The organism is Ruegeria sp. TASC047 (assembly GCF_059612445.1).
On record NZ_JBXWQP010000013.1, the window covers coordinates 71151 to 94255 of the forward strand.

13 protein-coding genes are annotated in these 23105 nt (G+C 59.7%); 6 read left to right on the forward strand and 7 right to left on the reverse strand.

Going from position 1 to position 23105, the window contains the following annotated elements:
• Nucleotides 1-9 precede the first annotated feature (9 nt).
• Nucleotides 10-780 carry a peroxide stress protein YaaA gene (yaaA, locus tag AC2FLO_RS01650; protein WP_496753439.1) on the forward strand — a complete coding sequence of 257 codons (771 nt, stop codon included), beginning with the start codon at nucleotides 10-12 and terminating at the stop codon, nucleotides 778-780.
• A 47-nt stretch (nucleotides 781-827) separates the two neighbouring features.
• Here yaaA and AC2FLO_RS01655 read toward each other — a convergent pair whose 3' ends face one another.
• Nucleotides 828-3086: a response regulator gene (locus AC2FLO_RS01655; RefSeq protein WP_496753440.1), complete on the reverse strand. Its 2259-nt coding sequence runs from the start codon at nucleotides 3084-3086 to the stop codon at nucleotides 828-830.
• 115 nt (nucleotides 3087-3201) lie between these two features.
• On the opposite strand from AC2FLO_RS01655, the gene AC2FLO_RS01660 reads away from it, so the two are divergent.
• Entirely contained in the window at nucleotides 3202-8628 is a 5427-nt protein-coding gene (locus AC2FLO_RS01660; protein ID WP_496753441.1) for an alpha-2-macroglobulin family protein, read from the forward strand.
• Between the two features lie 36 nt (nucleotides 8629-8664).
• On the forward strand, nucleotides 8665-10722 hold the full coding sequence (gene pbpC / locus AC2FLO_RS01665) for a penicillin-binding protein 1C (RefSeq protein WP_496753442.1): 2058 nt from the start codon (nucleotides 8665-8667) through the stop codon (nucleotides 10720-10722).
• Nucleotides 10723-10742: 20 nt separating this feature from the next.
• On the opposite strand, the gene AC2FLO_RS01670 is transcribed toward pbpC, so the two are convergent.
• Genes AC2FLO_RS01670 through AC2FLO_RS01685 form a run of 4 tightly spaced genes read right to left on the reverse strand, consistent with a single transcriptional unit; the run spans nucleotide 10743 to nucleotide 17420 of the window.
• A complete protein-coding gene (locus tag AC2FLO_RS01670) occupies nucleotides 10743-12785 on the reverse strand; it encodes a hypothetical protein (protein ID WP_496753443.1) in 2043 nt (680 codons plus the stop codon).
• Nucleotides 12782-15544, reverse strand: a complete 2763-nt coding sequence (locus tag AC2FLO_RS01675; RefSeq protein WP_496753444.1) for a DUF4159 domain-containing protein — start codon at nucleotides 15542-15544, stop codon at nucleotides 12782-12784. The genes AC2FLO_RS01670 and AC2FLO_RS01675 overlap by 4 nt, the downstream gene beginning before the upstream one ends.
• Nucleotides 15541-16416 (reverse strand): DUF58 domain-containing protein, encoded by an 876-nt coding sequence (locus AC2FLO_RS01680; RefSeq protein ID WP_267365920.1) that lies wholly within the window; start codon nucleotides 16414-16416, stop codon nucleotides 15541-15543. Before AC2FLO_RS01680 ends, AC2FLO_RS01675 begins: the two co-directional genes overlap by 4 nt.
• Nucleotides 16413-17420 carry an AAA family ATPase gene (locus AC2FLO_RS01685; protein WP_496753445.1) on the reverse strand — a complete coding sequence of 336 codons (1008 nt, stop codon included), beginning with the start codon at nucleotides 17418-17420 and terminating at the stop codon, nucleotides 16413-16415. Before AC2FLO_RS01685 ends, AC2FLO_RS01680 begins: the two co-directional genes overlap by 4 nt.
• Before the next feature lie 64 nt (nucleotides 17421-17484).
• Here AC2FLO_RS01685 and AC2FLO_RS01690 point away from each other — a divergent pair, with 64 nt between their 5' ends.
• The gene (locus AC2FLO_RS01690) at nucleotides 17485-18060 is read left to right on the forward strand and encodes a DUF1285 domain-containing protein (RefSeq protein ID WP_496753446.1); all 576 of its coding nucleotides are present in this window, start codon (nucleotides 17485-17487) and stop codon (nucleotides 18058-18060) included.
• Here AC2FLO_RS01690 and AC2FLO_RS01695 read toward each other — a convergent pair.
• Nucleotides 18043-18897, reverse strand: a complete 855-nt coding sequence (locus tag AC2FLO_RS01695) for a DMT family transporter (protein WP_496753447.1) — start codon at nucleotides 18895-18897, stop codon at nucleotides 18043-18045. The genes AC2FLO_RS01690 and AC2FLO_RS01695 overlap by 18 nt on opposite strands.
• A 268-nt stretch (nucleotides 18898-19165) precedes the next feature.
• Here AC2FLO_RS01695 and AC2FLO_RS01700 point away from each other — a divergent pair, with 268 nt between their 5' ends.
• Together AC2FLO_RS01700 and AC2FLO_RS01705 are read left to right on the forward strand one after the other, a co-directional pair.
• Complete coding sequence (locus AC2FLO_RS01700; RefSeq protein WP_496753448.1) at nucleotides 19166-19930, forward strand: hydroxypyruvate isomerase family protein; 765 nt, start codon at nucleotides 19166-19168, stop codon at nucleotides 19928-19930.
• A gap of 53 nt (nucleotides 19931-19983) precedes the next feature.
• Complete coding sequence (locus AC2FLO_RS01705; RefSeq protein ID WP_480772997.1) at nucleotides 19984-20214, forward strand: DUF2798 domain-containing protein; 231 nt, start codon at nucleotides 19984-19986, stop codon at nucleotides 20212-20214.
• A gap of 43 nt (nucleotides 20215-20257) precedes the next feature.
• Here the strand turns inward: AC2FLO_RS01705 and polA are convergent, their stop codons facing one another.
• A complete protein-coding gene (polA, locus tag AC2FLO_RS01710; protein WP_496753449.1) occupies nucleotides 20258-23059 on the reverse strand; it encodes a DNA polymerase I in 2802 nt (933 codons plus the stop codon).
• Nucleotides 23060-23105: the final 46 nt, after the last annotated feature.

A 23105-nucleotide genomic window follows, 5' to 3' on the forward strand; every position in this document is an offset into this window, starting at 1 on the left:
AGGGCGGATATGCTGATCGTGATTTCCCCGGCCAAACGGCTGGACTGGGCCGAGCGGAGTGTAGGGGTTACGCAGCCCGATTTTCAGGATGATGCAATCCGGCTGTCCAAAACCGCCCGCAACCTGACGCTGGGTGATCTGAAAAAGCTGATGGACCTGAGCGACGATCTGGCACGCCTGAACCGCGACCGGTATCGCGCTTTTTCGGATGCACCCGACGCCAAGGCCACACGCCCGGCTGCGCTTGCTTTTGCTGGCGACACATATCAAGGACTTGAAGCTGCATCGCTGGACGAAGACGAGCTGTCATGGGCGCAAGACCACTTGCGCATCCTTTCCGGCCTTTATGGTGTGTTGCGACCACTCGATGCGATACAGCCCTACCGGCTTGAGATGGGCAGCAAACTGAAAACCCGAAGAGGGAAGAACCTTTACGAATACTGGCGCGACCAGCTGAGTAAGGCACTGAATGCACAAGGTGCCGAGATTAACAGCAACATTCTGGTGAATTGTGCCAGTCAGGAGTATTTTGGTGCGGTGGATTTGAATGCCCTGAACCTGCGCGTCATCACACCGGTCTTCATGGAAGATAATGGCGGCACCCCAAAGATTGTGAGCTTTTTTGCCAAAAAGGCGCGCGGTGCCATGGCGCGGTATATCATCCAACACCGCTTGACCGACCCTAAGGGACTGCTGGATTTCGACAGTGGCGGCTATGAATACCGCCCTGATCTGTCGGAAGCGGATAAGCCCGTTTTCGTCAGACCTTATGCGGCCTGAAACCCAGGTCACTTGAACTTGCATCCCGATGACAAACGCCTGAAGTGTCAGCCCGACGAGGTCGGATTTGGGTTTTCGCCCCGCTCACGCCGGATTTTGACACTGGGCATGGTGTCTGCGACCGAGCAGACGCAATCGGGTTGGTGTTGCAGGATCATCTGGTGAATTCGGTTCTTGTGTAGCGGTTTGGTCAGGTAGTGGTCCAAGCCGGCTGACAGAATACCCTGATCATCCCCCGCCATGGCATGGGCCGTCAGGGCAACGATAGGAACGTGACGACCGGTTGCAACCTCAAGCCCGCGAATTTCCGCTGTTGCCTGTTTGCCGTCCATCTTCGGCATTGAAATATCCATGAAGATCAGATCTGGCTCGAACGCCTGAAAGATCTCAACCGCTTCAATCCCATTGGAGGCAAAGCGAAGATCGATATTCAGATCCTTGACCATCTTCTTCAGGATCAATTGGTTGGTGCGGTTGTCTTCTGCGGCAAGAACCCTCATGCGTCGGGGGTGCGCAGATTCAGAATCTCGCTTTTTAGAGACTGTTTTACCCACATCTAGAGCGCCCGTTTCCAACGATGAGCCGTCGAGTGCCATCAGCCTGCCATACAACTCGGATCGAGGGATGGGTTTCTGCAAGACACCGTCGATCAGGTCACGGGCAGGATGCACGTGAATCAAACCGGGGCTTGCAGACATCACGACCACCGGAATGTCACCCCACCCGCGATCCCTGAGCGCGACCGCAAGATCCAGCCCATCCATATCCGGCAGATCGTGGTCACAAAGAACCAGATCAATCTGATCATTCATCCGTGACAGCGCCTCGGTCCCCGACGTGCAAACCGTCACCTCAGCCCCCAGTCGCCCAAGCTGCTTGGCAAGAATGGCCCGGTTCACGGCAAGATCTTCAACCAGCAGGACATGTTTCAAACAATCCGCCAGGTTCGGAGGCTCGGGTTGCGGGCCTTCTACCGTGGGCAGTGTCACGCGAAAACCGAAACAGGATCCCTGTTCCGGTTCGCTTTCAACCCAGACCGTGCCGCCCATCAAGGTGATCAGCCGCTTGGTGATGGCAAGGCCAAGCCCGGTGCCTTCAAACTGGCGGTTGCGCTCGTCTTCGACCTGATTGAACTCGCCAAATATGTGGTCGATTTTCTCGGCGTCGATGCCAATTCCGGTGTCTTCAATCGCGATATGGATGTCGCAGATCTGCGCATCCGGGTTGGGCACTCCTGTCACCCGGACCAGCACGTAGCCTTCGGAGGTGAACTTGACGGCGTTGCCGACCAGATTGGTCAGAACCTGCCGTATCCGACCAGGATCGCCCACAAAAAGGGTTGGCAAGAACAAGTCGTAATCCACCAGCAATGTCAGCCCCTTATCCCGCACGCTGGGCTGTAGCAGCATCGCAACCTCAAGAATGCAACGTTCAAGATCGAACTGTTCGGGGTGCAGAGTCAGCTTGTCCGCCTCAATCTTGGAATAATCCAGAACGTCGTTGATGATGACCAGCAACGCCTCGCCCGAATTGCGGATCGTGTTGACGTAAAGCCGCTGCTCTTCGTCCAACGGTGTCTCGTCCAGCAATTCGGACATGCCAACTATGCCGTTCATCGGGGTGCGGATTTCATGGCTCATATTGGCCAGAAAGGCCGACTTGGCCCGGTTTGCTGCTTCGGCTCGCTCGCGCGCCGCCTTAAGCTCGATTTCGTGCCGGACCGACGCCGTGATGTTGAGAGCAAGGCTCACCATATCGCCACCGCTGCCACGCTGGTCGATCAGGCGGATATAGTGACCGTTCCAAAGCTGCATGACGATTGGTGGCGGGTTGGCGCGGCTCCATCGGGCTAGCATTCTGTCCTGCCAGTCTTCCGCGGATTCATCCCCGATATCGACAATACCTTCTGACGTCAGCAAATGCAGAATACGCGGGTATGATATTCCCGGCGCGACCTCGTCCAGGCCTTCAAAAACGCTCAGATACGCGGTGTTTGCGCCGATCAGCCGGTTGTCACCGTCAAAAAAGGCAAATCCGTCCTGAATTGTCTGAATCGAGTGCCACAAACGGCGTTCGGCAACCTCGATCTTGGCGTTGGCCACGCAGAGATCGGATTTGACCTTTTCGTTTTCATCCCGAACGGTTTCAACCTCAGCCTGCGTTTCGCCAATTCGTTTGGTCAACGCCATGGCATGTTGGCCCAGTTTGCGATTGGCTGCCGAAAGCTCGGCCTGTTTCAGGGCCAGCATCCGTTCAGCTGCCAAACGCGCGCGCCGTTCCTGTGCCAATTTATGTGCAAGACTCATTTGATTGATTCCAGAACGCTCTGCACCCAGCATCCCGGCGGAAGATGAAAAACTGTTTAAGCCGTTGCACAACAGGCGCACACCATGCAACGCTGTGCCCAAAGAGGAGGGCACCATGCGCCGCTTTGTTTTTATTTCAATAACTTACGTCTTTTCACTTTTAGTCCTGCCCGGCGCCACCCAGGCGCAAGATGCAGTGCCCGATTTCCGCTACATCACGACACGGGACGCAGATTTTTATGGCTCGGATCTGGACGCCCTTTTCGATACCGATCTGAAGTCCTGCATTCAGGCTTGTTCCGCCAATACACTTTGCACCGCGTTCACCTACAACACCCGATCCAATGCCTGTTTTCCAAAAAGCGGTGTAAACCGGCAAGAGACCTATCAGGGGGCTGTGTCTGCGCAGAAAGTATCTACCGCAGATCAGACCCAAACATTGGCCATAACGCGTGCAAATGCATTGAATGTACTTGGTACTGCCGACCTGAAGCAGGCCGCAGATCAGGCACGCGATCTGGGCTTTGTGCATATTGCACAGGGCAACGACCTGCAGGCTGTTCTGGACGCGGCGCGCAGCGCGAGCAGCCCGCGGCAGGCGATGAATTGGACTGGTGTGGCCGTAGCGCTCAGCGATGCGCCTGATCTGTGGGTGGAATACGCGCGCCTGTTGTTGCAGACAGACTCTTCGGACTGGAGTGAAAGGCGCGACCTGCGCAACCGTGCGCTGAATGCCGCAACCAATGGCTATTTGCGCGCGGACGCTCCCGGCACGCAGGTTGCCGCCCTGATGGCATTGGCCCGCGCCTTGGAGGAGGTCGAGCGTGGGCGCGATATGATCCCGGTGCTGCGGCTGGCCGAGCAAATCCAACCGCGCGAGGATGTACTGGCCGCACTGAATGATGCCATCGGGAAATACGGGTTTCGCGTGGTCGACAGTTCTGTCGAAAGCGACGCCGCCGCGCCGCGGATCTGTGTTGAGTTTTCGGAACCGCTGGTCAAGGCGGGGGTCGACTATGATCCGTTTGTCCAGCGCAACGATGACGGGTTGGTGGTACAGGCTGAGGGCAGGCAGCTGTGCGTTGACGGTGTCGCCCATGGTCAGCGCTATCGCCTGACGCTACGCGAAGGCTTGCCTTCCGCCTCGGGCGAGGCGCTGAACCGCAATGTTGAGCTTACCCATTACGTGCGCGACCGGGCGCCTTTGGTCCGGTTTCCCGGGCGCAGCTACGTTCTGCCGAAATCCGCTGATGCTGCGTTGCCCGTTGAAACGGTCAACATCACCGAGCTGAACCTGATCCTGCGGAGGGTCAGCGACCGGAACCTGTTGCGCGCGGTTCAGCAGGATTTCTTCGGTCGCCCGCTTAGTGAATGGCAGGAAGCAGAATTTTCCGATGAAATTGCCGAGGATATCTGGACCGGTACCGCCGAAGTGGCCAACGAACTGAACCAGACCATGACGGCGCGCCTGCCAATGGCCGAGGCGATCGCGGATCAGCCCGCTGGCATCTATGCGCTGACCGCCCGTGTTCCGGGGGCTGATCCCTATGACGACCCGGGCGCAACGCAATGGTTTGTTCTGTCCGATCTTGGGATCAGCAGCGTGCTTGGCACCGACGGGTTGCACGTCACGGTGCGCAGGTTGAGCGACGCGGCACCCCGTGAAGGTGTCGAGGTTTCACTGGTCACAAGCGCAAATGCGGTCATCGCCCAAGCGCGAACGGATGAATCAGGTTATGTCCGGTTCGATCCCGGCCTGACACGGGGCAAGGGGGCCAGTGCGCCCGCGCTGGTGATGGCATCGACCGGGGACAGCGACTTCAGCTTTCTATCCCTGACCGATCCTGCCTTTGACCTGTCAGATCGTGGTGTTGAAGGGCGTGCACCTGCGGGGCCGGTTGATGTTTTTCTAGCCACGGATCGCGGCGCTTATCGAGCCGGAGAGGTGATACACCTCACCGCCCTTTCGCGCGATGGTGAGGCGCAGGCTATCGAGGGCCTGCCCCTGATTGCGATCCTGTATCGCCCTGACGGCGTGGAATACCGCCGAACCGTCTCGGATGGCGGCGTCGCCGGGGGGCATATCTTTGCCCTGCCTGTTGCGGAGGATGCACCGCGCGGCGCTTGGCGGATCGAGATCAGGTCTGATCCCAAAGGCGATGCGCTGGCGCGACAAACAGTGCTGGTAGAAGACTTCCTGCCGGAACGTATAGATTTTGAGCTGACCCTGCCGGACGCGCCCCTGCGTCCCGGCGACAGCCCTCCGCTTTCGATCGACGCGCGCTATCTGTTTGGTGCGCCGGGGTCGGACCTGAGCATCGACGGTCAGGTTATCGCACGCCCGGCGGACACAGTGCCGGGCTACGACGGGTATCGCTTTGGCCGCTATGACGCCGAGACATCGATCAAAAGCACCTATTTTGGTGACACGCGTACAGATGCAAACGGCAAAGCATCTATTGCCGTTGAAATCCCTGTGTTAGAGACGGAAGGGAAGCCAATTGAAGCCGAGGTTATTGCGCGACTGGCTGACGGCTCAGGCCGCCCTGTTGAACGTCACCTGAGCGTTCCTGTCCTGCCGCCGCAACCTGTCATCGGTGTCAAACCCCTGTTCGAGGACGTACTCCCCGAAGGTACCGAGGCCGCGTTTCAGATCATCGGCCTTGCACCCGACCTGAACCCCAGCCCGATGCGCCTGCGCTGGACGCTGAACAAGATCGAAACGCGGTATCAATGGTATCAGCTTTACGGAAACTGGAATTGGGAACCGACAACCAGACGCACTCGCGTTGCCACCGGAGAGATTGACGTCGCCACTATTCCTTTGACGTTGTCCCAACCCGTGGACTGGGGCCGTTATGAACTGGTGGTCCAACGTATTGATGGCACCTTTACGGAAACCGCTGTCGATTTCCACGCAGGCTGGTATCAGGCCGCAGATGCTTCGACCACGCCTGACCGGCTTGAGATGTCGCTGGATCGCGACAGCTATCGCGCCGGGGAAACCGCACAGCTGCGCATCGTTCCGCGCATGGCAGGTATCGCCCAAGTCGAAGTGCTGTCGAACCGACTGATCCATCGCCAGATGGTTGCCGTAAAGGAGGGCGAGACAGTTGTCCCGATAGAGGTGACAGAAGATTGGGGGGCAGGTGCCTATGTCACGGCCACAGTGATCCGACCGATGAATGTTTCGGCCGGTCAGAACCCGGCACGCGCCATGGGCGTCGCCTATGCCGCCATTGATCCCGCGGATCGCACGCTGTCGGTTGCCATTGAGGTGCCCGAGGTTACCTCGCCCCGTCAAACACAGAAGGCCCTTGTTAGGGTCGAAAATGTTGCAAGCGATGATCCAGTCTGGCTGACCCTTGCTGCTGTGGATGTGGGCATCCTCAACCTGACGGGGTTCGAAAGCCCAAGCCCGCAAGCGTACTATTTTGGGCAACGTCGGCTGGGTGTGGACCTGCGTGATGTTTACGGGCGGCTGATCGACGGCATGAACGGAACGATGGGTACGGTTCGCTCTGGCGGCGACAATGACAACGGGATGCGCCGCCAATCCCCGCCACCGACGCAAGATCTGATGGCGGTGTTCAGCGGCCCGGTTCAGGTCGGGGCGGATGGAAAGGTTGAGGTCGACATCCCCCTGCCCGCCTTCAATGGTACGGTCCGACTGATGGCCGTCGCGTGGTCACAAAAAGCCGTCGGGCAGGCCGAGGCGGACATGATCGTCCGCGACCCGGTGGTGGTTACGGCCAGTCTGCCGCGGTTTCTGGCCCCAGGCGATCAAAGCCGGATGCGTCTTGAGATCGTCCATGCGGATGGCGCATCCGGAGACATGGCGCTTGGCCTAACCACCACTGGTGGGCTGGAACTGGGCCCGGTACCGGCACGCTTTCAGCTGGAGGATGGTGGCAAAGCGGTGTTCGACATCCCTGTTACAGCCCATGTCATTGGCGATCCAGAGATCAGCGTTTCCATCACCACACCAGACGGGCGCGATCTGTCGCAAACCCTACGGATGCCGGTGCGGGCCAACGATCCCGTAATTGCCCGGACGCGGCGCTTTGCGCTGGGTGCGGGTGACAGCTTTTTGTTTTCGCAGGATGTTTTTGACGGGTTTCAACCCGGCTCGGCCAAAGCCATCCTGTCAGCCGGGGCGTTGGCCAAATTTGACACGCCCGGTCTGCTGGATCAGCTGAACCATTACCCCTATGGCTGCACCGAACAGATCACCAGCAAGGCACTGCCGCTGCTCTACCTGTCATCCGTCGCGCAGGCCTCGGGGCTGGGGAATGGCCCAGAGGTGGATCAGCGCATCACGGATTCGATCCAAAGCATTCTGACTCGTCAGGCTGCAAACGGTGCTTTTGGCCTGTGGCGCGCAGGCAGCGGTGATTTCTGGCTGGACGCCTATGTGACCGATTTCCTGTCGCGCGCCCGTGCGCAGAGGAACCCGGTGCCGGATCGAGCTTTTGCGCAGGCCATGGATAACCTGCGCAATCGGGTCAATTATGCGCCGGACTTCGACGAAGGTGGTCAGGATATCGCTTATGCCCTGATGGTTCTTGCGCGGGAAGGCGCGGCGGCGATGGGCGATCTGCGCTATTATGCGGATGTCAAAGGGGATGCTTTTGACACGCCGTTGGCCGCCGCACAACTGGGCGCTGCGTTGGCGTCGTACGGGGACCAGACCCGCGCAGACGCGATGTTCGCCCGTGCGGCGCGGATGCTGCAACAGGTGCCGAACGATCAGGAAAACCACTGGCGCGCGGATTACGGCACCCGCCTGCGGGATGCGGCGGGCCTGCTGACCCTAGCCGTAGATGCAGGCAGCGAGGCGATTGACCGCAACGCATTGATCCAACGGGTAAGCACGGGCCGCACACCCCTGTCCACACAAGAGGCCGCGTGGTCCCTGTTGGCAGCGCACGCGCTGGTGTCAGACCCTTCCGGGTCCGGCCTGACGGTCAATGGCGTATCAGTTTCCGGCCCCTTTGTTCAGGTTCTGCAATCCGGGCAAGCGGAAGAGGTCAACATCACTGCGACCGACGGTCAGGCAACCGATATCACCCTGACGGTGACCGGAATCCCCGAAGATCCGCCTGAGGCCGGTGGCACCGGCTATGCTATCGAACGGCAGTATTATTCGATGGACGGCGACCTGATTGACGCTAGCCGCTTTGCCGTGGGGGACCGGTTTGTCACGGTTCTGACGGTCACGCCGTTTGAAAGCGGTGGGGCGCGTCTGATGGTGGACGATCCTCTTGCCGCCGGGATCGAGATCGATAACCCGAACCTGCTGCGATCGGGCGATGTGCGGTCGCTGGACTGGTTGGATCTGTCTGACGCCACGCATACCGAGTTCCGCTCGGACAGGTTCTTGGCTGCGGTTGACCTGTCGGGGCGCCAGACCGTGACACTGGCTTATGTCGCCCGTGCCGTCACACCGGGCGTGTTCCACCATCCGGCGGCCTCGGTCGAAGATATGTACCGCCCCCAGAACCGTGCGCGAACGGCGACGGGACGGGTCGAGGTGCAGTGACCGGACATCTTTCATATCCCTGTTTGGGCGGCTCTCATGCCTAGGGTGCCGCGCCTGTTATTTGCGTTGGCCGGTGCTCTCTATCTGGCGGCGTTGGCGCGGGATGGTGTTGACCGCTGGGTCGACGGCATGGTGCTGCCGCCCGTTCTGACTGAAACTTCGGTCGAGATGCGGGATCGTAACGGCGACCTCCTGCGTGTGTTTCCGGTTGCAGATGGCATCTGGAGGCTGCTACCCGGTTCGGTCGATCCCAACTTCACCGCTATGCTGATCCGGTACGAAGATAAACGTTTCTGGACCCACGCGGGCGTGGACCCTGTCGCGTTGCTGCGCGCAGCCGGGCAAAGCCTTTGGAATGGGCGCGCTGTTTCAGGCGGGTCAACCCTGACCATGCAGGTTGCGCGGCTGATCGAAGATGGATCGACCGGACGCTGGAATGGCAAGTTTCGCCAGATTAGGGTCGCATTGGCGCTGGAGCGACAGCTGAGCAAGACACAGATCCTGAACCTCTACCTGACCCATGCTCCCTATGGCGGCAATCTGGAAGGTATCCGTGCCGGTGCCCGCGCCTGGTTCGGCAAGGAAGCAACCCGGTTGACCGACGCACAGGCGGCCCTTCTGGTCGCATTGCCGCAATCCCCGGAGGCGCGACGCCCGGATCGCAGACCCGAGGCAGCCCAAATTGCCCGTGATCGGATTTTGCGCAGGTTGGAGCGCTACGGTGTATTGACCAAGGCTGAAATGCACGCTGCCCTGACGGAAACCATTCCTGATCGAATGATCCCGTTTCCGCGCCTTGCACCCCATCTGACCGACCGCGTGAAAGGCCAAACCCGTGCAACCGGTGTATTTGATCTGACCCTGGATGCAGGGGTGCAAGCCCGGTTGGAAACTGTGGTCGCTCGGGCCGCCGCGCGCATCGGGCCACGCGTGTCCGGTGCGCTGATCGTGGCAGATCATCGCAACGGTAAGATTTTGGCCTCGGTCGGGTCAGCCGGGTATCAGGATGCACGACAAGGGTTCGTGGATATGACCCAAGCCGTGCGGTCGCCCGGATCGACGCTGAAACCTCTGGTTTACGGGCTGGCATTCGATCAGGGGCTGGCCCATCCGGAAACCCTGATCAGCGATAGCCCGGTGATGTTCGGGCGTTACGCCCCGCGAAACTTCGATGGCGTTTTCCGAGGCGATGTAAGGGTTCGGGACGCGCTGCAATTGTCGCTGAATATCCCTGTCGTGCGCCTGACGCACGAGCTGGGCCCTGCGCGCGTGATGGCAGCACTGCGGACAGCAGGATCAGAACCGCGCCTGAGCAGTGGTACACCCGGATTGGCAATATCCTTGGGTGGCGTCGGGCTGAGCCTGCATGATCTTGTGCAGATCTACGTGACGCTGGCCGCTGGTGGGCAAGGCCCAATTCTGCGCCATGACGCCTTGGCTGATGCACGGCTCACCTCTCGTGTTTTGTCCGAAACCTCAGTATGGCAGATTGCGGATATTCTATCCGGGATCACACCACCCACGGGCAGCACTTCAGGGGCGCTGGCCTTCAAAACGGGAACCTCTTATGGGCACCGCGATGCCTGGGCCATTGGTTTTGACGGGCAGCATGTCATCGGGGTCTGGCTGGGACGCGCGGATGGCACACCTATTCCCGGCGCATTCGGAGGGGACGTTGCCGCGCCGCTTCTGACCGAGGCTTTCGGCCTGCTGAAACCCGAACTCACGCCCCTGCGCCCACCGCCACCATCAACACTGTTGGTTGGCGCCGCGCAATTGCCGCAACCGTTGCAACGTTTCCGGCCCCGCGCGGCGGCTTTCGAAACGGACCAAACCGCACCTGATCTGTTGTTTCCACCAGAAAACGCTGTGTTAGAGACTTTCGGGAGCCCTCTGACGGTGAAACTACGCGGTGGTGTCGGGCCGTTTTCCGTTCTGACCAACGGCGTGCCTGTCTTGACCGGGCAACGGCAGCGAGAATTCGAAATTCCCAATCCCGGACCCGGATTTACCTCACTTGTGGTGGTGGATGCACAGGGCCAATCCGACCGGGCCTCGTTCCGGATCGACCAGAGCGCGCCCGGTTCCCGTTAAAGAACAGCAACGGGCCAGCGTTAACGCCGCCCTTCCCGCAGCCAACCGCCCAGCAAAAAGCCCCCAGCCAGTAGCAAGACAAGCCAGGGCGGCAGCAACCCGGCCTGCGTGACATCCCGCGTCTCATACGCGTTGCGTGGGGTCAAACCGATCCAGCCCCGCCCGGCGGCGGGGCGTCCGGCGCGCACGTTGCGGATCGACGGCAGCCCATCTTCCAGTTGGATCACACCGCCCCGCATCCCGGCCAGCACCGGTTCAAGGACATCACCAGTCGCGATGGTGCGCTCGAACTCCTTCGGTGCAGCAGGGCCAAGGCCGATCACAGCCATGTGGTCGCCTTCCTGCAAACGATAAAGGCCGATCTCGGGGCCGTAATACTGCGCTTCAAACCGACCCGGAGAAACCTCTTTCAAAGTAACCTCCAACGTCTCACCATTCGGCAAGGTGACTGTTACCGGGCCGACTTCTGTCCCGAGCGTCTGACGAATGATACGCATGGACTGACCGTTGGCCTCGGCCCACAACGCCTCTTCTTCCAGTTCCGGTTCTTTCATCATCCAATGGGCCAGCCTGCGCAACAGCTCCAGCTGCGGACCCCCTCCTTCGAAGCCACGACTCCAAAGCCAGGCATGGTCAGACGCAAGCATCGCAACGCGCCCTTCGCCGACACGGTTCAGGACAAGCAGCGGACGATCCTCGACCCCGGTCATCAGCACGTCGCCCGAGCGATGTTTCACGTCGATCTGTCGCAACCACGCCCCCCAATCCTCGGATTCTCCAAGGTTGGTCGTGACCGGGTGACGATGCCCCAGATCACTGACCATCGGCACATATCGTTCCTCGATCACCCGCGCGGTTGGCTGAGCAGGCAGAACTGGCGCCAAGGGCGAGCGGAAGATGCTGTCGGCACCGGCGAAATCAGGTCCGGCGGCAACCAGGACCGCGCCGCCTTCGTTGATGTAGCTTGTGACATTGTCCAAATAAATCGCAGGCAGAATCCCGCGCCGCTTGTAGCGGTCAAAGATGATCAGGTCGAAATCGTTGATCTTTTCTAAAAACAACTCACGCGTCGGAAAGGCGATCAGCGACAGCTCGTCCACAGGCACACCGTCCTGCTTTTCAGGCGGGCGCAGGATGGTGAAATGCACCAGATCAACAGAACTGTCAGATTTCAACAGGTTACGCCACGTGCGACCGCCCGGATGCGGTTCACCCGAGACCAGCAGCACACGCAGGCGGTCCCTTACGCCGTTCATCTGGATCAGGGCCGTGTTGTTACGGTCGGTCAACTCGCCCTCAGCCTGAGGGACGGAAAACTGGATCACGTTGCGCCCGCCATGGGGCAATGTGACGGGCAGTTCGACATCGCGACCGACTGGAATGCTGAACTGCTCGGGCTCGCCCCCATCCACCGAAATTTCCAACGGTGCAGATGTTGCACCAGCGGGGGCAGCTCCGCTGTCTTCGACGCGCAGGGTCAAGGTCACCGATTCACCAATGATGGCGAAAGCAGGGGCGTTTCGGACAATAAGCCTGCGATCCCAGTCGCTTTCCCGCCCGGTTTGCAGCAGGTGCATCGGTGCGGGCAGATCCGGGGCCTGATCGACATCATGCACTATCCCGTCGGACACCACGAGGATACCGGCAATACGCGCACGCGGCTCTTCGGCTAGGGCCTCGTTCAGGGCTGCCATGATCTGCGTGCCCTCATCGCCTTCACCATCGCCGACCCGGATGCGGCGCAGTTCTGTATTGTCGCGTGCCTCGATCTCGGTGGCCAAATCCTCTGCGGCCATAGCCGTTTGTTCCACCCGGTCTGAAAGCGCCTGGCTGGCGCTTTCATCCTCGAACATCAGAACGATATCTGTCAGAGGTGCACGATCCTCGATCTGATAGACCGGGCCGGACAGCGCAGCGATGATCACCAGCGCCGCCAACCCACGCAAGGCCCATCCCGACAATCCGCGCCACAAGGCCATCACGACCCCGGCCACGGCAATCATACCCACGACAAGCAGCATCGCCCACGGGATCAGCGGATCAAAGATCACGGTTCCTGTCATTGTCCCAACCTGTCCAGAAGGGCGGGCACGTGAACCTGATCGGATTTGTAGTTCCCCGTCAGCACATGCATCACCAGATTGACACCAAAACGATTGGCCAATTCGCGTTGCCGTTCCCCGGCATAACCGCGCCCGACGGGTAACAGCGCCTGCCCGTTGCGATCCACCGCCCAGGCACCGGCCCAGTCATTGCCGCCAATGACCACCGGCGTCACATTGTCGTTCAGATTGCGGAAAGGCATCCCGTCGATTTGTTCTGCATCCAGCGGCGCAGCTTCGACCCAAACCTCGGTGCCTGAATATCGGCCCGGAAAATCCTGTAACAGGTAGAACGTGCGTGTCAGAACATGATCGCGCGGAATCGGCTCTAATGCGGGGATATTCAGCGGTCCGGCCATTTGTTGCAGTTTGCGGCCATTTGGGCTGGAGGCACCGAAACCGGCGATATCCGCATCACGCGTGTCAAACAGGATCATCCCCCCGGACCGCAGATAGGCATTCAGCTTGACATAGGCCTCGGCCGAAGGTTGCGACTGGTTCGCTGAGATCGGCCAGTAAAGCAACGGAAAAAACGCCAGCTCATCCCGTTCCAGATCAACACCGATGGGGTCTGCGGGTTCAACCGATGTGCGATAGAGCAGGGTTTGGCCAAGCCCGCGCAACCCGGCTTGCGCAATATCATCTACCTGCGCATCGCCAGTCAGGACATGCGCCAATACCAGTTCGTGAGTCGCAGCCAATGCAAACTCGGTATCCTCAGGCGTTTGCGCGTGACCTTCGGGGACCAACAGTAAACCGGCCAGCGCAGCGGCCGTTGTTCGGGTCAAACCCAACCTGCCCGACAAAGCAAGCGAAGCAATAACATCGACTGTCAGCAAAATCAGTGCAAGGCTGAGCAACAGACCGCCCAGTGGCGTTTCCGTACTGACCTCCTGCCCTTTGATCGGCACGTTCGCGGGCCAGACAACAGGGCGCAGCTGGGTTTCTTCCGAAACGACGTTCAACGCCAACTTCTGCTTGCCACTTTCATAAAGACCCGGACGAAGTTCCGACCCGATTTGGCCCGATATTAGTTCAACCCCGTCGACACCTGCCAGGGTTCCGGCATCTGACAAGGTGCCAAACCCGTCCATGATTTGTACCGGCTCCCATGTTGTTCCCAGTAACTGAGCCTCTTGCCGGGACTTTGCAGCCGAAGCCACGGCCAGCCGATCCAGCATTTCAACGAACAGGCCCGACAGTGGCAGGCTGGACCATTCTGCATCGGCGGTCACATGGAACAACACCACCTGCCCCAACCCCAACGCCTTACGAGTCACCAAAGGCGTGCCGTCAGTCAGTGAGGCAATTACGCGATCCGCCAAGTTAGGGTCTGGTTGTGCCATGACCTGAGTGGAAACGACCACGTCATCAGGGATGTCCAATCCATAGAAAGGCGAGGTTTCGGGGAATGGTGCCAAGGTCTTGGCCTCACCCCAGCTCATCGCGCCGCCGACAGATCGCCCACCGCTGCGCAGCCGTGCAGGCAGCAGGGTGTCTTCGGTGTCGCGCCCAAGATCGCTGGCCGCCATGCGCGGGCCGGCAAAGCGCAGCAACAAACCGCCCTGTTCGACCCATTCAATCAGGTCCGCCTTTTCCGGTTCCGACATCTGGGCCACATCGGACAGAACAATGACATCCGGATTGGCGGGCAGAACCTCGGGTAGGCCACCATCGACGAAATCCGCCGTGGGGCTCAGGACCTGAGTCAGATAATGCAGGGGTGACAGCAGCTCCAGACCTTCGCGGTTCAAACTCCCGGCAATCAGCGCGACCTCGCGCCGACGCAGGCTGTCATCGGTCAGGGTCACGGCCCCGGCAGACCTTTGGTCCTGGATTTCGAACCGCGTGATCCGGGCGCGGAGTTCGGATAGCAGCGCCAGATCGACCTGCGCCGAAGCGTTCCCGGCTTCAAGGGTCAGTTCCACTGAATGTAGCACACGCGCCGTTCCGGCCGGGTCGCGCCCTTGTGCCAATACTGTCACACGTTCCTCGGGTCCGGGGCCCGCGCGCTGCACTGTCAATTGGATCAACCCGTCCTGATAAGCGGCTGGCAGGATCGCCATGGGCCGGGACGCCGCCTGAAACACCACCACATCGCCACGAGCCTGCAAGCTGGAGACCAGCGCCGCATGATCTGCATAATCCAGCCGGTCGCTGAACCAATGAGTATCAAACCCGCCATCAATTGAATTTAGTGCCGCAATGGTCTGTTCGATCTGAGGTTCTGTCGGCTGCCATGGGTTGGGCATCAATCCCGGCAAATGTCCCCGCCAAGCCTCGGCCGCCTGAAAAACGGGTGTTTCCGGTTCGGTCAGGCGCAGGATAGCCACCGTGCGCCCTGCGCGGCCAGCCTCGGTCAGTTGCGCATCGATCTGATCCAGCGTATCCGACCATCGGGTCGCGCCAGCCCAACTGGCGTCCAGCACCATCAGCAGCGGCCCGGACCCGATCTCATCCCGCGACGGGTTCAGAACCGGACCGGCCAGACCTATGATCACCGCCGCAGCTGCCAGCATCCGCAGCAGCAACAGCCACCACGGCGTGCGGTCCGAAACGCTTTCGTCATCCTTCAGGCCCAGCAGCAACGTCACCGCCGGGAACATCCGACGGATCGGCGCGGGCGGCACAGCGCGCAGGATCAGCCACAGGATCGGCAGGGTCAGAAGACCCAGCAGCACCCATGGAGCGGTAAAGCCGATGCCCGCCAGAACCGTCATCGCGTTCCCCCGTCCAGCGCACGATATATCCACAACAGAGCCGCTTGCGCGCTATCACCCGTGTGATGCAGGCCCATTTGCCAGCCAGTCGCCCGGCAAAGCTGCGTCAGCGCATCCTTACGGTGGGCGAGGCGTTGCAGATAGCGGTCCCGCAGCTCTGCCGCCTTGAGCGTTTCGTGCCGGACGGACCCCCCGACGCTTTCGAAAATCGTACGCCCACGATAAGGAAATGTCTCTTCGCCCGGGTCCAGCACCTGAAGGATTACGCCGCGAACACCACGGTCTGCGGCTTTGGTCAGGGCCAGTTCAACTTCGTCCATTGGACCAAGAAAATCCGAAATGAACACGGCACGGGCATGCGGGATCATGGCGCGATGTTCAGGCGGGGCGTAATCCGTTTGATCATCTTCAGACCAGGCTTGCGCCAGCCGGATGATCTGCGCATTGCCACGCCGGGGTGGCAAGGTCGTGCCTGTCAGGCCAACACGCTCTCCACCGCGGACCAGCAGGATGGACGTTGCCAGTCCCAAAAGCCGGGCGCGATCCGCCTTGGTCGGCAACGATTTGTCGGACGCAAACCGCATCGACGCCCCCTGATCGACCCAAAGCATTACCGATTGCGCGATCTGCCATTCGCGTTCCCGCACATATTGCTGATCTCCACGCGCCGAGCGGCGGTGGTCGATCATCCGTCGGCTGTCCCCGATCTGCGCGGGGCGGTATTGCCAGAAATCATCCCCCATGCCAGAGCGTCGCCGTCCATGGTCACCCAGCAGAACGGTACCCGCCAGATGCTCGGCCCGCGCCAAAAGGGGCGGCAGCCGCGATGCCTCGGCCTCGGATCTTTCGCGAAGGGTCAGCGCGGCATTCACGCTGCCGCCTCGGTCCGGATCAACCCGACAGCGGTCGAGTCGATCAGGTCAGCCAAACTGTCGCCGCGTGCCCGTGCCGCAAAGTTGAGAGCCATCCTGTGGCTAAGCACCGGGCGTGCCATATCCAGCACATCCTCGGCATTGGGTGCCAGACGCCCCTGCAACATCGCACGTGCCCGAACCGTCATCATCAGCGCCTGCGCAGCGCGTGGCCCAGCACCCCACGCGACGGTTTCAGCAACCCGTTCGGATACACCCGCTTCTTCTGGGCGGAAGGCCCGCACCAGATCAAGGATCAACTCGACAACCGAGTCCCCGACCGGCATCCGACGCAGCAGGACCTGTGCAGCCAGCAACTCTTCCTTGCTGAAAATCTGATGTGCTTCGTCTTCGTCAACACCGGTCGTGGCCAGCAGAATATCCCGCTCGGTCTGGCGATCGGGGTATTCTACATCGATCTGCACCAGAAACCGGTCCAGCTGCGCTTCGGGCAGGGGATAGGTGCCTTCCTGTTCGATCGGGTTTTGCGTGGCCAGAACATGGAATGGCACACCAAGGGAACGGTCCTCACCGGCCACTGTCACCGTACGCTCCTGCATCGCCTGCAGCAGCGCAGATTGCGTTCGCGGGCTTGCCCGGTTGATTTCATCCGCCATCAGCAGCTGACAGAAGATCGGGCCTGGAATGAAACGGAAATGGCGGCTGCCATCGTCGGCCGTATCCAAAACCTCAGATCCAAGAATATCGGCGGGCATCAGGTCGGGCGTAAACTGAATGCGATTGCCATGCAGGCCCATCACGGTCGACAACGTCTCGACCAACCGTGTCTTGCCCAAGCCCGGCAGACCGATCAGAAGGGCATGACCACCGCACAACAGCGCTGTCAGGGTCAGGTCCACGACCCTTTCCTGCCCGATGAAGCGGCGGGTGATCGAGGCCTTGGCCTCTTGCAGCTTGTTTTCCAGCGCTTCGATCTCGGCTACGAGGTCGGCAGGTTCGTTCATGACTTTCCCTTCCGTGGACGAATATGATTGAAGTGTATCGCGCTGAGAGGAAATGGCAAAAGCAATGAGCGGACAAAAACCTGTGAAACCCTCGCCCGACGGATTGGCCGCATCGGTAAAAGCCGCCAAAACTCGGGGTTTACCACCCGTTCACCTGTGGAATCCTCCGTTTTGTGGCGATCTGGACATCCGTGTCGCAAAAGATGGTACATGGAGTTATTTAGGCTCGCCCATCAATCGGTTCGAGCTTGTGAGGCTTTTTTCCTCAATTCTTAAGAAAGAAGACGGGAAATACTATCTGGTCACGCCGGTTGAAAAGGTGGGAATCACTGTCGAGGACGCGCCGTTCATCGCCGTGGATTTCGAGCAAACCGGCGAAGGTCAGACGCAAGACCTGACCTTTCGCACACAAGTGGACGACATCGCTGTTGCAGGTCCTGGGCATCCGATCCGGATTGTAATCGATCCTGAAACAGAAGAACCGTCACCCTACATACTGATCCGCACGAACCTCGAAGCGCGCATAGATCGCAAAAGCTTCTATCGCCTTGTCGAGATTGGCGGCCACCATGAGGGCTGGTTTGGTGTCTGGTCAGGTGGGCAATTCTTCCCGCTGATCCCTTCAGCCGATCTTGGCTGACCGCGGTGCGCGATCCTGAGCCAGCACGACGGCCAAGGCGACTACGCCCGCGCCCAGCGCACGGGTCCAGTTCCAGTCCTCCCCCAGCATCAGCATGATCAGCATCACGTAAAACGGGGCGATATTGATGTGAAACGAAGCCAGCGCCACGCCCAGCTTTCCCACGGCCGAGATGAACAACACTTGGCTGAGCCCCAGTGATATCAAGGCATAGATCCCAAGCATCCCCCATTGCTGCCCATCAATGGCGGCGGTTGGCAGCACATCCATGCCCAGTTGGGCCGCCCCAAAACTCAGCACCGCGGCCATGAGCAACCCACCGACGAACGTAATCGTACAGCGCCCGATCTGACTGAGTTCGGGGAAGTCGCGCGCAGTGGCCATGCTACCCCAGCAAAACAGGCCCGTTGCAAGGATCGCCAGAACCGCGCCCAGCCCCAGCTGTTCGGGCGCGGCGGTGCTGGTTGCAATCAGCCCACCCAGAACCGACACCAGAACACCCAACGCAAAGGTCCACTTTAGCCGTCGGGTTCCTGCCATCAGCTCCAGTACCGTTGCAAGCAAAGGCGCGCAGGATGCAATGATCGCGACTGTCACCGGGTCCGTCATTTTCTGCGCGACGATCAGCAGAAACATGGCAAAGCCAAAACCAAAGCCGCCGACAACCATCGCCCGGCCCCATCTTGCGCGTAACACTCTGCTGGGGCCATCCAGCAGGATCCAGACCGGTATCAGAACGGCAATCGCCAGCGCCAGGCGCGCGGTCAGCAATGCAACAGGGGGCCAGGTTTCCAGCAGAACTTCCGCCGCGGGGAAACCCGCTGCCCAGGTAATCATGGAGGCAACCGCCAACCCATTCCCTGACAACGCAGGGTTTTGGCCACCAGACATAGCGGTAGTTGCCCCGCGTACGGGTTCCGGGCTCATCGCCATTGGATTCGGACCTTTTGTTAAGACGGCACCCATAATGACGCGCCGCGCTGTGCGGACCCTTGCTGATTCGGTGCAAGCGATCTGGTCGATTTTCGACAATCTGTCGTTTTCGATCCCTTCCCCGAAAATCATCCCTTGGTTATGGTCGGATCACCACAACCACTGACCGCTCATGCCCAGATTTGCTGCCAACCTTTCACTGCTATTTACCGAAATGCCTTACCTGGAGCGGTTTCAGGCTGCATCAGATGCCGGGTTCACTGCCGTCGAGGTCTTGTTTCCTTACGACATCGCCGCGACGGAAACCCGCCGCGCCTTGCTTGCCAACGGGTTGGAGCTTGTGCTGATCAACGCGCCACCGCCGAACTACACCGGCGGTGCGCCGGGTTACGCAGCAATCCCCGATGGTCAATCGCGGTTCCAGTCGGACATTCGCCGTGTCCTGCGATATGCAGGGGTGCTACGCCCCGGTCTGATCCACATCATGTCCGGATACGCCACCGGGCCGGATGCATTGAGTTGTTTTGTGCAAAATCTGCGATGGGCCGCCGATTTCGCCCCACAGCAACAATTCACCATCGAGCCGCTCAACCTGGTTTCACAGCCCGGGTATTTTTTGAACGATTACGATCTGGCAGCAGAGGTGCTCAACCAGGTGAATCGCCCGAATGTCGGCCTGCAATATGACAGCTTTCACGCTCATATGATCCATGGCGACGCGCTGGCTGTCTGGGACCGCTTTCATCCGCAGGTGGTCCATGCCCAAGTTGGCGCAGCCCCGGATCGCACGGAACCGGGTCGCGGACCAACGGATTTCAAGGCCTTGTTCTCGGCCATGGACGCAGCAGGTTATAGCGGCTGGATCAGCGCGGAATACACTCCTTCAACTCAACGCACCTGCGACACACTTGACTGGATGCGGGACTTGCACTGGTAATTTTCATTCAGATACCACACATCAAGGGCATTGCGACCATTAGGATGCCTGCCTTGATACCAGCCCGCTATGCCCGTGCCATTTTCAGCCTGATCATGTCCGGCCTCATGTCCTTGATTGTAACGGGGATCGCGACGGTCAAAGCAATCGGGTTTAACCCCGGCACAGTTGGCGACTGGATGGCGTCCTGGGCATTTTGCTGGCCCATCGCCTTCACCGTAATCCTCCTGTTTGGCCCGTCCGTGCAACGAATGGTGAACCGTATGGTCAGGCCGCAGGGCTGACCCGCTGCAAGGACAGCCCGCCGAGGCCTGATGAACAACGCCGCTAGTGCGCCTCGGCCCAGTTCGCCCCCTTCCCGGCATCCACGACCAGCTTCACATCCAGTTTGACCGCAGGATCCGAGGCGCCCTCCATCACGTCTCGGGCCACGTCGATCACCTGATCCACTGCATCTTCGGCCACTTCGAACAGCAACTCGTCGTGAACCTGCAACAGCATCCTGGCAGGCAATCCGGCGATCGCGTCCGGCATTCGCACCATCGCGCGCCGGATCACATCCGCCGCCGTACCTTGAATTGGCGCATTGATCGCTGCGCGGCGCGAGAACCCGGCATGTGGCCCTTTGGCATTGATCTCGGGCGTGTGAATCTTGCGCCCGAACAGGGTTTGCACATAGCCGTGCTCTTTCGCGAATTCGACTGTGTCGTCCATATAACGGCGAATGCCTGGGAACCGTTCGAAATAACGATCAATAAAGCCCTGCGCCTCGGCCCGCGGAATGCGCAGGTTTCGGGCCAGACCAAAGCCCGAGATGCCGTAGATCACACCGAAATTGATTGCCTTTGCCTGACGGCGGATATCAGGCGTCATCTCATCCAACGGCACATCAAACATCTCGGACGCAGTCATGGCGTGAATGTCCAAACCGTCCGAAAACGCCTGTTTCAGAGCCGAAATATCGGCGATATGGGCCAGAATCCGCAACTCGATCTGGCTGTAGTCGAGACTTACCAACACATTGCCCGGCTCGGCGATGAAAGCCTCACGAATACGCCGCCCTTCTTCTGTCCGCACCGGAATGTTTTGCAGGTTCGGATCGGTCGAGGCCAGACGCCCTGTATTTGCTCCGGTGATCGAATAAGACGTATGCACCCGACCTGTGTCGGGGTTGATATGGGTCTGCAGCGCGTCGGTATAGGTCGATTTCAGCTTGCTCAGCTGCCGCCAGTCCAGAACACGGCGCGGCAGTTCATGCTCGGTTGCGAGGTCTTCCAGAATATCAGCGCCGGTCGAGTATTTGCCGGTCTTGCCTTTCTTGCCACCTTCCAGACCCATTTTGTCGAACAGGATTTCGCCCAGCTGAGCAGGCGACCCGACATTAAAGCTTCCCCCGGCCAGCTCGTGAATTTCAGCCTCTAACCCGGCCATTTTCTGGGCAAATGCGTTGGACATCCGGCTCAGGACATCACGGTCGACCTTGATGCCATGCATCTCCATCTCGGCTAGAACCGGCACAAGCGGCCGTTCCAGTGTCTCATAGACCGTGGTCACCTGCGCCCGGTGCAATTGCGGCTTGAACAGCTGCCAAAAACGCAAGGTGATGTCCGCATCTTCGGCGGCATAAGCCGTGGCCTCGTCAATCGCGACCTTGTCGAAGGTAATTGCCGATTTTCCCGACCCCAGCAGCGGTTTGATCGGGATTGGTGTGTGGCCCAGATAACGCTCGGACAGGGTGTCCATCCCATGCCCATGTTCACCGCCATGCATGGCGTAGGACATCAGCATCGTATCGTCGATGGGTGCCACGTCGATGCCATACCGCCTGAAGATCTTGGCATCATATTTCATGTTCTGCCCGATCTTGAGGACCGACAGGTCCTCGAGCATCGGTTTCAAAAGCCTCAAGGCCTCATCCAATGGCATCTGCCCTTCTGCCAAAGCATCCGAGCCAAACAGATCATCCGCTGATCCATCGCGGTGGGTCAACGGGATGTAACAGGCTTCTCCGGCCTCGACACACAGCGAAATACCCACCAGACCGGCAATCATCTCGTTCAGGCCCGTGGTCTCTGTGTCTACAGCAACCCAACCACGCTCATAGGCCTGGTCAATCCACTTTTGCAGGGCCGCTGCATCACGCACGCATTCGTATTTCGAGCTGTCAAACGGGATCACCTCGGCCTCGACCTCTGCCACCGCTGGCGCAGGGGCGTCGGCAATCACCGGAGCCTCAACTCCCAGCTTGTCAGCGATACGCTTGGTGAGGGTGCGGAACTCCATCTCAGCCAGAAACGCCAACAGTGTGTCAGCATCGGGGTCCTTCACCTCAAGGTCGTCCAAGGTGAAATCCAGCGGAGTATTCTCGTCCAGTTGAACCAGTTTCTTCGAAAGCTCGATCTGGTCTCGCATTTCGATCAGGGTCTGGCGGCGTTTGGGCTGCTTGATCTCATCTGCCCGGTCCAGCAGGGTCTCCAGGTCGCCGAATTCGTTGATCAGCAAAGCCGCCGTCTTGACCCCGATCCCCGGCGCCCCCGGAACATTGTCGACGCTGTCACCGGCCAACGCCTGAACATCGACCACACGTTCCGGTCCGACCCCGAACTTCTCGACCACGCCATCCCGGTCAATGCGTTTGTTCTTCATCGCATCCAGCATTTCGACGCCGTCCCCGACCAGCTGCATCAAGTCCTTGTCGGAACTCACGATGGTCACACGGCCACCTGCATCGCGCGCCTGAACGGCGAGCGTCGCAATAATGTCGTCAGCCTCATAACCCTCCATCTCCTTGCAGGCGATGTTGAACGCTTTTGTCGCCTCGCGGGTCAGCGGCATCTGTGGGCGCAAATCCTCGGGCATCGCCTCGCGGTTGGCTTTGTAGAGGTCGTAAAGATCGTTCCGGAAAGTATGGGAACCCTTATCAAAGATCACCGCCACATGGGTCGGCGCATCTGCCCCGGTGTTTCCCTCGACATATTTCTGCAGCATGTTGCAAAAGCCCGAAACAGCCCCAATCGGTAACCCATCCGACTTGCGGGTCAGTGGCGGCAGCGCATGATAGGCCCGGAAAATAAAGGCCGATCCGTCGATCAGATGCAGGTGACACCCTTTTCCGAAATTCGTGGTCATTTCGCGCCCTCTCTGATCGTTTGCGAAAACACTAATGCCACGGGCG

Bases quoted from the DNA above. Each gene is read 5' to 3' on its own strand.
- yaaA (WP_496753439.1), top strand. From the start codon at position 10: ATGCTGATCGTGATTTCCCCGGCCAAACGGCTGGACTGGGCCGAGCGG.
- AC2FLO_RS01655 (WP_496753440.1), bottom strand. From the start codon at position 3,086: ATGAGTCTTGCACATAAATTGGCACAGGAACGGCGCGCGCGTTTGGCA.
- AC2FLO_RS01660 (WP_496753441.1), top strand. From the start codon at position 3,202: ATGCGCCGCTTTGTTTTTATTTCAATAACTTACGTCTTTTCACTTTTA.
- pbpC (WP_496753442.1), top strand. From the start codon at position 8,665: ATGCCTAGGGTGCCGCGCCTGTTATTTGCGTTGGCCGGTGCTCTCTAT.
- AC2FLO_RS01670 (WP_496753443.1), bottom strand. From the start codon at position 12,785: ATGACAGGAACCGTGATCTTTGATCCGCTGATCCCGTGGGCGATGCTG.
- AC2FLO_RS01675 (WP_496753444.1), bottom strand. From the start codon at position 15,544: ATGACGGTTCTGGCGGGCATCGGCTTTACCGCTCCATGGGTGCTGCTG.
- AC2FLO_RS01685 (WP_496753445.1), bottom strand. From the start codon at position 17,420: ATGAACGAACCTGCCGACCTCGTAGCCGAGATCGAAGCGCTGGAAAAC.
- AC2FLO_RS01690 (WP_496753446.1), top strand. From the start codon at position 17,485: ATGAGCGGACAAAAACCTGTGAAACCCTCGCCCGACGGATTGGCCGCA.
- AC2FLO_RS01695 (WP_496753447.1), bottom strand. From the start codon at position 18,897: ATGATTACCTGGGCAGCGGGTTTCCCCGCGGCGGAAGTTCTGCTGGAA.
- AC2FLO_RS01700 (WP_496753448.1), top strand. From the start codon at position 19,166: ATGCCCAGATTTGCTGCCAACCTTTCACTGCTATTTACCGAAATGCCT.
- polA (WP_496753449.1), bottom strand. From the start codon at position 23,059: ATGACCACGAATTTCGGAAAAGGGTGTCACCTGCATCTGATCGACGGA.